A 12,451-nucleotide genomic window follows, 5' to 3' on the forward strand; every position below is an offset into this window, starting at 1 on the left:
AATTAAGATTATGAAGAAAATATATAACTATCTGTTTCCCGTTTTTCTCTCGCTTTTCGCATTAGCTGCTTGTGACGAGGATAATGAAGAAATTGTTCCAATGAGTTACACTGATCCTGTGGCGACTGTAACAAAGATAGATCCCGTAGAAGGATATGTTGGGAATGAGTTTACCGTTAGTGGCAGTGATTTTGGTATCATAACAGAAGATGTGAAAGTATTTATCGGTTCCCAGGAGGCAGTAGTAGTCTCTTGCGCCGATGATGCTATCCTTGCGAAAGTGCCGGAATCGGCAACAAACGGAAAGATAACCGTTGAGGTTTTCGGGCAACGTGTGGAGACTGATCTAGTTTATCGTGTACTTGGTAAGCCGGGTGTCAGCGTAGTGAAACCTTCTTATGGTTTTCCGGGTGCCAGTATCGTTTTTGAAGGACAAGAATTTGTTTCTTCTAAAACACTGTATACTTTGACTTTCGGGACTTCCACAGACAAGGCAGAGATTGTGGGTACACCTACTGATACCGAATTTACGGCCAAAGTTCCCGAGACAGCTGTCAGTGGAGTTATGACACTTATTATGGCAGAACAAACGATTGATTTGGCTTCTTATCCTTTCACTGTGTTGAAGCATGCAACGCTTGATACTCCTAAGGAAGACGAACCGGTTCCATCAGGTTTTGCTGGCAGTAAATTTGCAATAACAGGAACCAATCTTGTGCAAGAATTGCTGGATAAGTCTGTTGAAGGGTTGGAGCCTTTGAAAGTAACTTTCTCTAAAGCTGGCGGAGAACCTGTAGAAGCTGCAATAGATACAGATAATTTGACGGATAAGAGTATTCCACTCACTGTACCTGCTTCGTTGGAAGCCGGAGATTATACAATTACTGTCATTACTCCGTTTGAAACTATCGGGACACAGTTGAAATATACGGTATTACCGATGCCGACAGTAACAGGCATTTCAACGAAAGCCGGATATATTAATGCGGAAGTAACGATCATTGGTCAGAACTTTGGTACGAAAGCTGAAAATATTCAGGTCTTTTTCGGAGAAACAGTTTGTGATAAAGTGACACTGAATGATAAAGGTAATATCGTAGTGAATGTTCCCAAAGGAGTTTCATCTGAAGCTCCGGTGAAGATTAAACTGATAATTCAGGGTAAGGAAATAGAGATGGGCGAATCGGGCACATTTGAGGTTTGGGAAACTCCGGAAATCACTTCTGTTGAAACACCGTATATTTATCCTAATGGCACATTAGTAAAAGCCGGACAGGAAATAACATTTACAGGAAAAGGTTTTGGAACGGATAAGAATTCTGTTACAGTTACTTTTGAGGGAATATCCGTACCCGTTACGGTTAAAGAGATTACTACGACTTCTATTACTGTAACGGTTCCGCAAGGTTTCAATGGTGGAAAAGTAACAATGGTGTTTGAAGGTATTGCACAACCCGTAGAGAGTGATATATTGCGACCTCTGCCGACGGATGGAGATATTTCTCAATATGTACTCATGAACTATAAACAGCCTTTTGAATATGTAAAAGAAGGTGGAGATAAAGGATTCCATAAAAAAGGAGAGTGGGCAAAAGCTGCTTATTGGATAGTTCAGAACTCTAACTTGACTGCTGGTGAAGGAGGTGCTGCTGTTGATTTGGCATTTAAAACGAAATATGGTGATGGAAGTGATGCAGGTTTGGCTTTACAAACAGATTGGGGATTTGACAATCCTAAAAATGATGGTAAGGTATATCAGACTTCTCATCTTCAAAAAGGAAAATATAAGTTGACGGCACATGTTTATGAATATGACGGCAGAGGTTTTACCGGTTATGTTGCGGTTTGTAAAGGTAATGAGATGGCAAATACGAGTGATATACCAAGTAAGAGTCTGGCAAACGCTTCTATTTCGGGTACGGGTGATGTAGTAGTTGATATTCTTGTTGAAGAGCCTACCGATGTTGTCATTGGTTTTGTATGTACGATTACAGTAAAACAAGGACGGGCTAAGATAGATAATTTCAAATTAGAGTTAGTAGAGCAATAAACTATAATTGGGTGCACCGTAATCAATGGTAGATATGGTGTACCATTAAACCAAAAATATGATGAAAAAGATATATTATATAACCGCAGTATTTGCTACCCTGTTTTTGGTAGGATGTGGGGACGGCATTGACCTTCCGGGTGTCAATGTGGAAACTGATTTGAATAAAATTCCTCTTCCTGATAATAACGTAAATTTGGAACAGGTTGAACTTAAACCGTCAACGGAACCTATGCTGCATGAAGGGTTGCATACAGAGGAAGACTTCCAGCGTATCCGGGATAAAAAAGCTGCCGGAGAAGAGCCTTGGGTAAGTGCTTATCAATTATTAGTAGAAAGCCAGTTTTCGCAGAAGACGGCAGATACTTATCCTACAGAATGGATTAAACGAGGTATTTCAGGAGATGAAAATTACATGAATGCAGCCAGAGGGGCCACTATTGTATATCAGCAAGCGCTTCGTTGGAAAATTGAACAAGATGATGAATATGCGGCAAAAGCGGTGGAGAATCTGAATAAGTGGGTACAGACTTGTGTAGGTGTAACAGGTAATACGAATTTATCGCTTGCTGCAGGACTTTATGGTTATGAATTTGCTATTGCCGGTGAATTATTGAGGGATTATGGAGGATGGGATCGTGCGGACTTCGCAGCGTTCCAGAATTGGTTGCTTAAAGTGTTCTATCCTGCTAATGATGATTTTCTGAAACGTCATCACGATACGAATGCGTTACATTATTGGGCTAACTGGTGTCTTTGTAATATAGCGGCTAAAATGGCTATCGGCATTGTAACCGATCGTCGTGATATTTATAATGAAGGTATCGCCCATTTGCAGACAGGTGATACAAACGGACGTTTACGTCGTGCTATCTATCACGATTATGCACCGGACTATAACTTTGCTCAATGGCAGGAAAGTGGACGTGACCAAGGACACACGTTGATGTGTGTCGGATTGATGGGAATTATTTGTCAGTTGGCATGGAGCCAGGGAGACGATTTCTTTGCTTATGATGATAATCTCTTCCTACGGGCCTGCGAATATGCCGCTTGCTGTAATTATACCAATGAGACTGTACCATATACTACTTATATATGGCAAAAACAGAGTCAATGGGGATATCCGATTCCGGAAGAACAAACAACACTTGGTGGCGGTAAATGGATCAAACGTGCGATATGGGCGTTGCCTTACTATCATTACAAAGGGATAAAAAACATCTCGGATGATAATCTCAAATATACTAAGATTGCTACCGAATATGTAGGAATAGAAGGAGGAGGTGGGTATTATGACGCTAACTCCGGTGGCTATGACGTACTTGGGCTCGGTACGCTGATGTATGCAAGATAAAATGAATAAAATGTGTTAGACTTCGCCACAGATTCGGATATGCCAGTGTGGATGGATTATTTGTTTCAATCTGTGGTGAATTCCAGGACATTAACGGTATTAGTAAAAACTTGAAATGAATAAACTAATAAGAATAGCGCTCACATTTTTACTTGTAATGACCACAGGAGTCATACAAGCAGAAATAGTCATCTATCCGGTACCTCAAGGCATCTATTATGCCCGTCACAATGATGACTATACGGTAAAAGTACGGCAAGTGGGAGAAAAAGACTGGGTAGACCTTTATGAGTATAACGTAAAGGTGGATATGGATACGAAGTCCGATGCCACGATGGTTCAGTTCGACTTTTCAGGGAAAGTGGAAGTATTGGTACAAAAGAACAATGGGGAGATCCGTTCGGCAGTGGTGCGTCCTTTATCCAAAGGTATCCAACCGGAGATTGATGGTAACTTTTTATTGTTTACGATAGATAAACCACAAAAGTTGTCGGTCGAGTTTAATGGAGATCGCCTGAATAATTTGCATGTATTTGCCAATCCTATCATCAAAAATGTGCCGGATAAGAATGATCCGAACGTGATTTATTTTGAAGCTGGAATACATGAACCGACTGATACGGCTGGAAAATGCTTCCGTATTCCCAGTAATACGACGGTTTATTTAGAAGGTGGTGCCGTTTTGAAAGGTTGTCTCACTTGCGACAGTGTAGAGAATGTGAAAATATTGGGACATGGCATGTTGCTTGAACCGCAACAGGGAATTTCGGTTACCTACTCCCGGAATGTACTGATTGATGGAGTTACGGTGGTAAATCCACGGCATTATACTGTCTCTGGGGGACAATCTACCGGAATTACTATCAAAAATCTGAAATCATTCAGCTATCAGGGTTGGAGTGATGGGCTGGATTTTATGTCCTGCTCGGATGTGATGATTGATGATGTGTTTCTTCGTAATTCGGATGATTGTATAGCTCTTTATACGCATCGTTGGAATTATTATGGCGACTGTCGCAATATTCATGTACTTAATTCTACTCTATGGGCAGATATTGCGCATCCTATCAATATCGGTACACATGGAAATACGGAAACGGGAGATGAAGTTTTGGAAGATATAGTATTCAGGAATATTGATATATTGGAGCATGATGAGGATGATCGTGATTACCAAGGCTGTATGACTATCAATGTAGGGGATCACAACCTAGCACAAAACATTACTTTTGAGGACATTCGTGTGGAACATATTCAGGAAGGACAGTTATTTCATCTTCGGGTGATGTATAACCAAAAATACAATACAGGTCCCGGCAGAGGTGTCAAGAACATAACATTCCGTAATATTTCATGTACCGGGAAATATATCAATTCTTCTTTAATAGAAGGTTATGATAAAAATAGGAAGATTGAGAATATTTTGTTCGAAAACATTGTGTTGAACGGTAGGCGGATCACTTCTTTGGAAGAATTGAATATAGATAAAAAAGATTTTGTAGAGAAGATACGGATAAAGTAGCTAATAACTAAAAGATGAAAGATGCGACAAAAAACAGTTTTTCGTGCTTTTTGCCGCATCTATTTTATAGAAAGAGGAATAAACTTATCGTAAAGGAGTGAATGAACCTATATAAATGCGTTCTATTTTCAGGGAGGTGGCATTTATTCCGAATAGGTCGGTCACATCTGATTTATAATCTTCAGTCACATCTTCCACTAACCAATAAGGAATCGGGCCAAGGTCTCGTGTGGTGATACTCTTTGAAGTATCGGAACGTTCGGGAAGTTTAAATTTGCAGTCATACTCTTTACCATTGATTGTAATTTGGAATGTAGTGCCTGACTCTGATGTGGAGCGGGAGAAGCTTCCTTCTATTTTCGGAGCATTATCTTTACTAGTAACAATTGTCACTTTACCACTACTTTTTTGGTCATAAGAGAAAGCTATTCCTCCTGTAGCTTGTATACCCGCTTCATCCTTTATCTTTTTTTTGACCGCTTCTAGTTTTTCTTTTTGTTGTTCATCCAACAGACTTTCATCTATTCCTGTGATTCTTGCTTCCACGGAATTCACTGAAAAAGATTGTTTGCCGTTGACGACCTTTAGCCCTATTTTTATGATTCTTCCATCAGCGTCTTTTACCATCAATGACGTGCTGCCCAGTTTTATAGAGCTGATCTGAATATCATTGTTTTCGTCCACATAAGCTGTAGCAATTTGCCCATCGGCTATTTCTGCTGTATAAGGAGCTACGCCACCTTTAATTCCCAACTTTGTTCCTCCCGTGATTGACAAACTGGTTTCACTGATAGGAGGTTCCGGGTCGAACATCACTTCCCAATATTCATATAGGTAAAAAGCATCAGCTTCGTCGCTGCATGAATAAAATACAGGAAGGGAGCATAATAGAATAAATAGTAGACAGAGCTTCGCCATTTTTGCTTTCATAATATTCTTCTTTTTTATTTCTTCACAAAAGTAAAGCTCCTTTCCTGTATTTCAAAGTATATTGATGAAAAATAAGATTAAAACTCTATCTTATGTTGTTTCTCATCATCCACCACAGCCATCATTCCTTCTACCTGTGCTAAAGCCAGCATACGTCCGTGGAAAGAATAACCGGCATTGTAGCCTTTATCCTCATCTCCGAGCATCATTCGTCCATGATCTACGCGCATGGGAAGTCCTGGATTCTCTTTCTCGAAAATGCGGATGAGATCAATCAGATGTCCTCTTCCTGATAGATGAGAACTTTCGATGAAGTTTCCACCCGGCATGGCCTCTGTACTGCGTAGATGAACGAAATGGGTTCTTCCTGCAAACTTCTTTGCCAATTCACGAGTATCATTATGTGCGCCTGCGCTAAGAGAACCTGCACAGAAAGTCAGCCCATTATGCGGATTGTCTACGGCATTCAGGAACCAGGCTATATCTTCTTCATTGGTGACAATACGGGGTAGGCCGAGAACCTGGAATGGAGGATCATCCGGGTGTACGCACATGTTGATACCATATTCATCGCATACAGGCATAATTGCAGAAAGGAAGTAACACATATTCTCTCGTAAAGCGTCCCGGTCTATGTCTTTATATAAACCTAACAGACGTTTGAATATAGCAACCGGGTTTTTATCTCCTTCTTTGATATTACCGTTCACAAATCCTTGTGTCTTGACGATAATAGTATCAATCAAATCATCCTTTTCGGTCTCTGTAATCACTTTGTCCAGTTCGGCAACTTTATGCAGTTCTTCTTCTGTATAGTCTTTTTCAGCTCCTTCACGTTCTAGTATTTTGATGTCGAAGTAAGCGAAACGAATACGGTCGTAGTAAAGCGAACTGGTACCGTCCGGCCAAGGGTACTGTAAATCCGTACGTATCCAGTCGATTACCGGCATGAAGTTGTAACAGACTGTTTTCACTCCGCATTTACCCAGGTTGGCAAGACTTACTTTATAATTTTCAATCAACTGTTCACGTTCCGTACCCGCATACTTGATTGCCTCACAAACCGGAAGGCTTTCCACGACCGACCAGCGCAACCCATACGATTCAATATACGATTTTAAATCGTTGATGGCTTCTACTGTCCAAATCTCTCCGTTCGGTACCTCGTGTAATGCAGTGACGATTCCTTCAACACCTATCTGACGGAGCATCGGCAAGGTGATTTTATCTTTCTTGCCGAACCATCTCCATGTTTTTTCCATCATAGCGTTTGAATAAATTAAAAGATTAAATATTAAACGCCGCTGAATGCACTGAAACCACCATCGATAGGCAACATAGCTCCCGTTACGAAACTAGCGGCTTCACTACACAGGAATTGTACAGCACCATTCAATTCTTTGATGTCGCCGAAACGATTCATCGGAGTTTTGGCTAACACCTTTTTACTTCTGTCGGTCAATGAACCATCCGGGTTGATAAGTACACGACGGTTTTGGTCACCGATAAAGAATCCCGGAGCGATAGCATTAACACGGATACCATCACCGTATTTCAGTGCCATTTCGCTTGCCAGCCATTGGGTGAAGTTGGCTACTGCAGTTTTAGCGGCCGAGTAACCCGGTACACGGGTGATAGCACTATAAGCAGCCATAGAAGATACATTGATGATGCATCCTTTCTTCTGTTTTGCCATTACCTTACCGAATATCATAGACGGATAGACTGTCCCATTCATATTCAGGTTAGTCACTTTTTCCCAGCAAGAGATGTCCATATCATAGAAGTGCTGATCCGGTTCGAGAGTGGCTCCCGGCATATTGCCACCGGCAATGTTCAATAGAATATCGATCTTTCCCCATTTGGCTACAACTTCTTCGGCTACTTTCTCCAGGCTGGCGATGTCAAGTACATTACCAATGATGCCGATTACATCGTTACCATATTGCTTAAGTTCAGCTACGCGGTTGTCCAGTTGCTCCTGACGAATGTCAATAGCTACAACTTTTGCTCCCTGCTGTACAAAGTGTTGGGCAATATTTCCGCCCAGTACACCACCTGCTCCGGTAATAACAGCAACTTTACCGGCAATACTAAATAATTCGTTCATGTTTTCTATCAAATGTTTTTATGAATGGATGCAAAAATAGCGGGTTTTTATACATGCTATGATGCGTATTTTTGCAAGATATTTACCTATCTTTGCAAAAGCAGTTTAGAAAGGAGATTTATGAAGAAGATAATGAATGAGAAGTTGACTATTACGACTTCTAATCCCGTCCGTGCCCGCTTTTATGAATATCCACGTTTCACGTATCCGTGGCATTTTCATAGTGAGTATGAAATTATTTATGTGGAGAAGGGAGAGGGGGATTGTCTGGTGGGTGACAGCATTATCTCCTATTCAAAAGGTGATTTGATTCTTTTCGGTTCCGAACTGCCTCATAGTATGCAAAGTCCACCGGACGGCGGGGAAGAATCTGATAACGAAGAAAAATCCGAACTGAAAGTAAGAGGAGTCAATATTCAGTTTGAAAAAGACTTCATGCATTATTCTATATCTCAATACTCCCAGTTTATTCCTATCAGGAATTTATTGGAGGATGCTTGCAGAGGAATTAAATTCACAATTACCCGTTCGGGGAAAATCATTAAGCTATTAAAACAAATACCTTCTGCCAAAGGAGTAGATCAAATTATCCTGTTGCTTTCACTCCTACAAATGATGGCTACCAGTAATCACAGGAAGTATCTGACTACTTCTCATTATACTCCGTCTCCTTCGATTATGCGTAATGAAAGAATGGAAAAAGTGATTGCCTATTTGAATAAACATTATACCGAGTCTATCGGTCTGGATGAAATTGCTTCTTATACAGCGATGAACCCTACTGCTTTCTGCCGATACTTTAAAGAAAACACAGGAAAAACATTCAAAGAGTATGTACTTGATATGCGTATCGGATATGCTTGTAAACTATTGAATAGTAGTATGATGAATATATCTCAAATCAGTGCTACTTGCGGATTTGAATCACCTGTACATTTTAACCGCATTTTTAAAAGGGTGACAGGAATGACACCTACTTTTTATAGGGAACAGATGGAATAAGCTTTTCAGGCAATAAACATTTGAGTATAATTTCTTTCTCGTTCGTATATAATAGGAAAGATGAATAAACATGAACGTAAATAGAATGAAGAAAAGAATTTTGCTTTTGTTGTTGGTGATACCGGCATTGATAAAAGCGCAAGATGTGATGACAGAAACCCGTCAGGAACTGACGTCTCCTGATGGAGCTTATCGTTTTACCTTTTATCAACGTGCGGTAGGAGAGGATAATGCACAAATGTATTATACCTTGACTTATAAAAATCGTCCGGTGATTGAAGAAAGTAAACTGGGTGTTCTGATTGAAAATCAGTTGTTTGAATCGGCGTTGGGTATACCGAATGATACTTGTCATTTTTGGTGTGAGAATCTGAAGTTGACGGGGACTGAACATCAAAAGACGGACGAGAGATGGAAGCCTGTATATGGCGAGCGTGCGGAGGTTCGTGATTGCTATAATGAGATGACCTTGAAGTTCAAGAAAGGAGAAGGAAAAGGTAATCGGGATGGTGGTTATGATAAGCGTAAAAACTACTTTATGAATATCATAGTCCGCGCCTATAATGAAGGAGTTACTTTCCGCTATCATTTTCCGGAAATGACAAACGGGCTTTTCTTGCATATCGTCGGTGAGCAGACTAGCTTCACAATGCCTGAAGGAACGATGGCGTATTATGAACGTTGGGCACAAGGGCCTTATGAACTCCGTCCGTTGGAAGGATGGGGCAAAGAGGAGAGTGAGCGTCCTTTGACATTGAAACTGCCTGATGGATTATCTGTAGCCTTGTTGGAAGCGGAAATGGTGGATTATGTTCGTGGTAAATTCCGTTTATCGGCAGAGAAACCTTCCACTTTGGAGACAAGCCTGTATAGTAGCGTCGATATTATTTCTCCTTACAGTACTCCGTGGCGTGTAATCATGGTTGGCGAACGTCCGGTCGATTTAATTAATAATAATGATCTTGTCTTGAATCTGAATCCGGCTTGCAAACTGGCTGATACTTCTTGGATCAAACCCGGGAAAGTATTCCGTTCGGGCGACTTGAAACAAGATAGAGTAAAAGCGGCCATTGATTTTGCGGCAGAACGCGGTATTCAGTATGTACACATGGATGCAGGCTGGTACGGACCGGAAATGAAAATGAGTTCGGACGCTACTACAGTTTCTTCTGATAAAGACCTTGATATACCTGCTTTGTGTAAATATGCCGAATCGAAAGGAATCGGACTTATGGTGTATGTCAATCAGCGCGCATTAGTGCAGCAGTTGGATATTCTGTTGCCTTTGTATAAAAAATGGGGATTGAAAGGTATCAAGTTCGGTTTTGTACAGATAGGTAATCAGCGTTGGAGTACCTGGTTGCATGATGCAGTTCGTAAATGTGGAGAATATAATCTGATGGTAGATATTCATGACGAATATCGTCCGACAGGTTTCAGCCGTACTTATCCTAACCTGATGACGCAGGAAGGTATTCGTGGAAATGAAGAAATGCCGGATGCCACACACAATACGACTCTTCCTTTCACCCGCTATCTGGCAGGTGCAGGAGACTATACGCTTTGCTATTTCAATAATCGGGTGAAGAATACGAAAGCACATCAGTTGGCGATGGCAGCTGTGTATTACAGTCCTTTGCAATTTATGTTTTGGTATGACAGACCGGAATTCTACCAGGGAGAAGAAGAACTGGAATTTTGGAAAGCAATTCCGAGTGTATGGGATGACAGCCGCGCGTTAGATGGAGAGATTGGTGAATATATCGTTCAGGCACGTCGTTCGGGGAATGACTGGTTTGTAGGAGCAATGACGAATACGGAAGCCCGCACAATTACATTGACTACGGATTTTCTGGAACCGGGTAAGAAGTACATGCTTCACCTGTACGAAGATGATGACAAGCTGAATACACGCACGAAAGTACGCAGTACTCATAAGAAGATAAAAGCCGGAGATAAGCTTGTTTTGAAGCTAAAAGCAAGTGGCGGAGCCGCATTGCATTTCACTCCGCTAAAGAAATGACTCAAATTATTTTGATGGTCATTGAGTATGTGAAAATGACAAGTAAATGATAATTTTGCGGAGTGCCCTGAAAGGGCTTAATTATATAGCGTAGGGCAACGCCCTACGAAAAAGACACATCGGCCACAAGCCCTGAAAGGGCGGAACCGTATACAATTATGCCCTTTCAGGGCGCAAATTCAGATTGCTGTTTTTACGTAGGGCGTTGCCCTACGCTATATAATTAAGCCCTTTCAGGGCACCCCAATAAATATATAATTGTAAGGCTTTCAGCCTAACCGATAAATTCTCATTTAACCGCTAAATTCCCATTTGTAGTCTTTATTGGGATTTACTACTTACCACTATTTACCATAATTAATCAACCACTTCACCATCTCCGGATCATAGTGGGAGAAAAAGAGTGTTTTAGCTGTATCAAGCGCAGCGATAGCCGCCATATCGTCCGGTGTTAACGAAAAATCGAAAACATTGAAATTCTCAATCATACGTTCTTTATGAGTCGATTTAGGAATCACGATGATATTGCGTTGAATCAGATAACGCAGTGCGACCTGTGCCACTGATTTGCCATATTCTTTACCGATTTCCTGGAGAGTCGGGTTGGTAAAGAAGTCGTTTCGTCCTTCAGCAAACGGTCCCCATGACATAATTTTAGTACCATATTCTTTCATTACTTCCTGCAACTTTATCTGTTGGTTGAAAACGTGTGTCTCTACCTGATTGACGGCAGGAGTAATTTCACAGAATTCTGCCAAGTCTATAAAGCGGTCAGGATAGAAGTTGCTGACACCGATTGCACGGAGTTTACCAGCCTTATATGCTTCCTCCATAGCCCGGTAAGTTCCATAATAATCACCGAATGGCTGATGAATGAGCAGTAAGTCTATATAATCACTTTTTAATTTGTGAAGTGATTCATCAATAGAAGCTTTAGCTTTTTCGTAACCGGCATTTGAAATCCATACTTTTGTAGTGATGAACAGTTCCCCACGTGGTACGCCGCATTTACTGATTGCATTTCCAACACCTTCTTCGTTATGATAGGCTTGTGCCGTATCAATAGAACGATAGCCCACACTGATTGCATCCGACACGCAACGTTCACACTCTTCAGGCGTAACCTGATAAACACCATAACCTAAAATAGGCATTTCAATGCCATTGTTCAATTTTACTTTTTCCATAATCGAGTATATTATTAAAATAAAAGCGTATTCTAATGTTTTTATTATCTTTATTTCCTCTATACAAAGTTAGTCTGTAAAAGGTAATCTGTTTTTATATAGATTACGGGTTTTGCTACCTTTTTTACGGATAACTCTATCTTTGCATTTAGAAGTTACGAAAAGAGTGTAATTTATTGGAAATGAGCATTGGGTAATCGCTCATAATAGTAATAGGTTACGAATTAGTTAGTTATCTACTGCATTATTCTTCTGTGCGTTGCGTAACCT

The 12,451-nt window shown here is 40.8% G+C and carries 9 protein-coding genes; 5 read left to right on the plus strand and 4 right to left on the minus strand.

Features of this window, described 5'->3' with window-relative positions; genetic code table 11:
* The first annotated feature begins 10 nt into the window (after positions 1 to 10).
* The 3 genes from N5O98_RS21040 (at position 11) to N5O98_RS21050 (ending at position 4,929) form a co-directional block, all read left to right on the plus strand.
* Positions 11 to 2,050: an IPT/TIG domain-containing protein gene (locus tag N5O98_RS21040; protein WP_074707757.1), complete on the plus strand. Its 2,040-nt coding sequence runs from the start codon at positions 11 to 13 to the stop codon at positions 2,048 to 2,050.
* A gap of 58 nt (positions 2,051 to 2,108) precedes the next feature.
* The gene (locus tag N5O98_RS21045; protein ID WP_118161536.1) at positions 2,109 to 3,407 is read left to right on the plus strand and encodes an alginate lyase family protein; all 1,299 of its coding nucleotides are present in this window, start codon (positions 2,109 to 2,111) and stop codon (positions 3,405 to 3,407) included.
* Between the two features lie 115 nt (positions 3,408 to 3,522).
* Positions 3,523 to 4,929, plus strand: coding sequence for a glycosyl hydrolase family 28 protein (locus N5O98_RS21050; RefSeq protein WP_004310211.1), 1,407 nt, complete (start codon positions 3,523 to 3,525; stop codon positions 4,927 to 4,929).
* An 84-nt stretch (positions 4,930 to 5,013) separates the two neighbouring features.
* Here the strand turns inward: N5O98_RS21050 and N5O98_RS21055 are convergent, their stop codons facing one another.
* The 3 genes from N5O98_RS21055 to N5O98_RS21065 form a co-directional block, all read right to left on the minus strand.
* Positions 5,014 to 5,859 carry a pilus assembly protein N-terminal domain-containing protein gene (locus N5O98_RS21055; protein ID WP_004310212.1) on the minus strand — a complete coding sequence of 282 codons (846 nt, stop codon included), beginning with the start codon at positions 5,857 to 5,859 and terminating at the stop codon, positions 5,014 to 5,016.
* A 77-nt stretch (positions 5,860 to 5,936) separates the two neighbouring features.
* Positions 5,937 to 7,124 carry a mannonate dehydratase gene (gene uxuA, locus N5O98_RS21060; protein ID WP_085931479.1) on the minus strand — a complete coding sequence of 396 codons (1,188 nt, stop codon included), beginning with the start codon at positions 7,122 to 7,124 and terminating at the stop codon, positions 5,937 to 5,939.
* Positions 7,125 to 7,153: 29 nt separating this feature from the next.
* On the minus strand, positions 7,154 to 7,969 hold the full coding sequence (locus N5O98_RS21065) for an SDR family oxidoreductase (protein ID WP_004310214.1): 816 nt from the start codon (positions 7,967 to 7,969) through the stop codon (positions 7,154 to 7,156).
* A gap of 120 nt (positions 7,970 to 8,089) precedes the next feature.
* Between N5O98_RS21065 and N5O98_RS21070 the strand changes: the two genes are divergently transcribed.
* Both N5O98_RS21070 and N5O98_RS21075 read left to right on the plus strand, forming a co-directional pair.
* Positions 8,090 to 8,971, plus strand: a complete 882-nt coding sequence (locus N5O98_RS21070; RefSeq protein WP_004310215.1) for an AraC family transcriptional regulator — start codon at positions 8,090 to 8,092, stop codon at positions 8,969 to 8,971.
* Between the two features lie 70 nt (positions 8,972 to 9,041).
* Complete coding sequence (locus N5O98_RS21075; protein ID WP_004310216.1) at positions 9,042 to 10,994, plus strand: glycoside hydrolase family 97 protein; 1,953 nt, start codon at positions 9,042 to 9,044, stop codon at positions 10,992 to 10,994.
* A gap of 344 nt (positions 10,995 to 11,338) precedes the next feature.
* On the opposite strand, the gene N5O98_RS21080 is transcribed toward N5O98_RS21075, so the two are convergent.
* Positions 11,339 to 12,181, minus strand: coding sequence for an aldo/keto reductase (locus N5O98_RS21080; RefSeq protein ID WP_004308578.1), 843 nt, complete (start codon positions 12,179 to 12,181; stop codon positions 11,339 to 11,341).
* Positions 12,182 to 12,451 lie beyond the last annotated feature (270 nt).

Origin of the sequence: Bacteroides sp. LFL-34, assembly GCF_027257075.1 — a bacterium.
GTDB classification, from domain to species: Bacteria; Bacteroidota; Bacteroidia; order Bacteroidales; family Bacteroidaceae; genus Bacteroides; species Bacteroides ovatus.

Excerpts from the sequence above, each read along its gene's own strand:
- N5O98_RS21040 (WP_074707757.1), top strand. The coding sequence starts at position 11 with ATGAAGAAAATATATAACTATCTGTTTCCCGTTTTTCTCTCGCTTTTC.
- N5O98_RS21045 (WP_118161536.1), top strand. The coding sequence starts at position 2,109 with ATGATGAAAAAGATATATTATATAACCGCAGTATTTGCTACCCTGTTT.
- N5O98_RS21050 (WP_004310211.1), top strand. The coding sequence starts at position 3,523 with ATGAATAAACTAATAAGAATAGCGCTCACATTTTTACTTGTAATGACC.
- N5O98_RS21055 (WP_004310212.1), bottom strand. The coding sequence starts at position 5,859 with ATGAAAGCAAAAATGGCGAAGCTCTGTCTACTATTTATTCTATTATGC.
- uxuA (WP_085931479.1), bottom strand. The coding sequence starts at position 7,124 with ATGATGGAAAAAACATGGAGATGGTTCGGCAAGAAAGATAAAATCACC.
- N5O98_RS21065 (WP_004310214.1), bottom strand. The coding sequence starts at position 7,969 with ATGAACGAATTATTTAGTATTGCCGGTAAAGTTGCTGTTATTACCGGA.
- N5O98_RS21070 (WP_004310215.1), top strand. The coding sequence starts at position 8,090 with ATGAAGAAGATAATGAATGAGAAGTTGACTATTACGACTTCTAATCCC.
- N5O98_RS21075 (WP_004310216.1), top strand. The coding sequence starts at position 9,042 with ATGAACGTAAATAGAATGAAGAAAAGAATTTTGCTTTTGTTGTTGGTG.
- N5O98_RS21080 (WP_004308578.1), bottom strand. The coding sequence starts at position 12,181 with ATGGAAAAAGTAAAATTGAACAATGGCATTGAAATGCCTATTTTAGGT.